This is a genomic window from Kangiella sp. (genome assembly GCF_014762745.1).
Lineage (GTDB): Bacteria > Pseudomonadota > Gammaproteobacteria > Enterobacterales > Kangiellaceae > Kangiella.
The window spans coordinates 1-1,755 of record NZ_JABURJ010000016.1 but is presented as its reverse complement, the minus strand read 5'-3'; the positions used below and the strand labels follow the sequence as shown (position 1 = coordinate 1,755).

At 44.7% G+C, this 1,755-nt stretch carries 1 protein-coding gene and 1 pseudogene; both read right to left on the bottom strand.

Translation table 11 applies throughout. The annotated features are described in order from the left end of the window. Positions 1–119: 119 nt before the first annotated feature. Positions 120–1,472 (bottom strand): 30S ribosomal protein S12 methylthiotransferase RimO, encoded by a 1,353-nt coding sequence (gene rimO, locus HUJ19_RS00845; protein ID WP_290621685.1) that lies wholly within the window; start codon positions 1,470–1,472, stop codon positions 120–122. An 82-nt stretch (positions 1,473–1,554) separates the two neighbouring features. Continuing rightward, positions 1,555–1,755 (bottom strand): annotated as a pseudogene (locus tag HUJ19_RS00840) (hypothetical protein); the annotation flags it as partial.

Here is a 1,755-nt window from a genome sequence, read left to right as displayed (position 1 = left end):
ATCAATTAAAACAATGGGTTAAAGACGAAATGGGCTAGTTATCTGGATCAGCCCCAAAAATAATATAGGTATTGCAATAAAAAAAGAGACCAAGGCCTCCTTTTTTATGCTGTTGAATCTTATGAGTTCACCGATGCAAACAGGTCGTGCTGATCCGCTGCTTCGATGGTAACCTCAACAAATTGCCCTTCTTTAAGATTTTCAAACCCTTCATCAATGATGACTTTTCCATCGATCTCTGGAGCGTCGGCACTTGAGCGTGCCAATGCACAGTCTTCGTACAATTCGTCGACCAGAACCGTCATGACTTTCCCAATCTTTTGCTGAAGTTTCTCAGCACTGATGGCTTCCTGAACAGCCATAAAGCGAGCCAGGCGTTCTTCTTTGACCTCTTCCGGTACCGGATCGGGTAACTCGTTAGCTGTTGCACCTTCCACCGGTGAATACTTAAAGCAGCCAACACGATCCAGTTGTGCAACTTCAAGGAAGTCTAATAATTCCTGAAACTCTTCTTCAGTTTCGCCGGGGAAACCGACGATGAATGTGCTGCGGATAGTAATCTCAGGACAAATATCACGCCATTTTTGGATACGCTCAAGCACATTGTTGATATCGCCAGGTCGCTTCATCAACTTCAAAATTCTTGGGCTGGCATGCTGGAAAGGGATATCCAGATAAGGCAATATCTTGCCTTCTGCCATCAATGGGATAATCTCATCTACATGCGGGTAGGGGTAAACATAGTGTAGACGAACCCAGACATCTTCAAGCTGCCCTAAAGCGTTACACATCTCTTTCATGCGAGTTTTTACCGGCTGCCCTTGCCAGAAGTCCAGAGCGTACTTCTTATCGACACCATAAGCGCTGGTATCCTGAGAGACTACCAATAGTTCTTTTACTCCGGCCTTTACTAAGCGTTCGGCTTCATCCAAAACCTGGCCTACTGGGCGACTATCCAGTTTTCCTCGCATCGAAGGAATAATACAAAAACTGCACTTATGGTTGCATCCTTCGGAAATCTTAAGATAGGCATAATGACGTGGTGTTAACTTAATACCCTGTGGTGGCACTAGATCAATAAAAGGGTCATGCTCCGCCTTGGGTGGCAGGTGTTCATGTACTGCTGTTAACACCTGTTCATATTGCGCAGGGCCGCTAACACTCAATACACCTGGGTGTATTTCACGAATATCATTCTCTTGAGCGCCCAGACATCCCGTTACAATGACTTTGCCATTCTCATTCAGTGCCTCACCAATAGCTTCTAATGACTCCTGCTTGGCAGCATCAATAAAGCCACAGGTATTCACAACAACAATATCTGCATCTTCATAGGTTGGCACTATGTCATAACCCTCGGTTCTAAGCTGGGTTAAGATTCGCTCTGAATCAACCAGGGCCTTAGGACAGCCAAGGCTTATAAAGCCGACTCTGTTGGTGGTGTTTGATTTGTGAGAAGGGGTTGTTGCCATAAGTTACAAGGTGCTCTGGAGTGCCTGAAAAAGGGTGCATATTCTATATCACCCCAGAACACTTGTACAAATTTTCTGCTAACTACTGAACCTCAGAAGTAGCCGAGTCTATAAGATTTACGACTTCTTGAATGGCTAATGCGTGAGACTGAATGGGGTTATCCAGCTCAAATACCTCAATTGGAAAGTCAGGGCTAATACCTTGACCTTCATATACAGTTCCTTCTGGAGAAGCAAAGATTTCATTGGATAGCTCTAGATACCAACCATTAGGCAATGGTTT

What these genes read in the sequence shown, in the direction of transcription:
- rimO (WP_290621685.1), bottom strand. Translation starts at nt 1,472, where the DNA reads ATGGCAACAACCCCTTCTCACAAATCAAACACCACCAACAGAGTCGGC.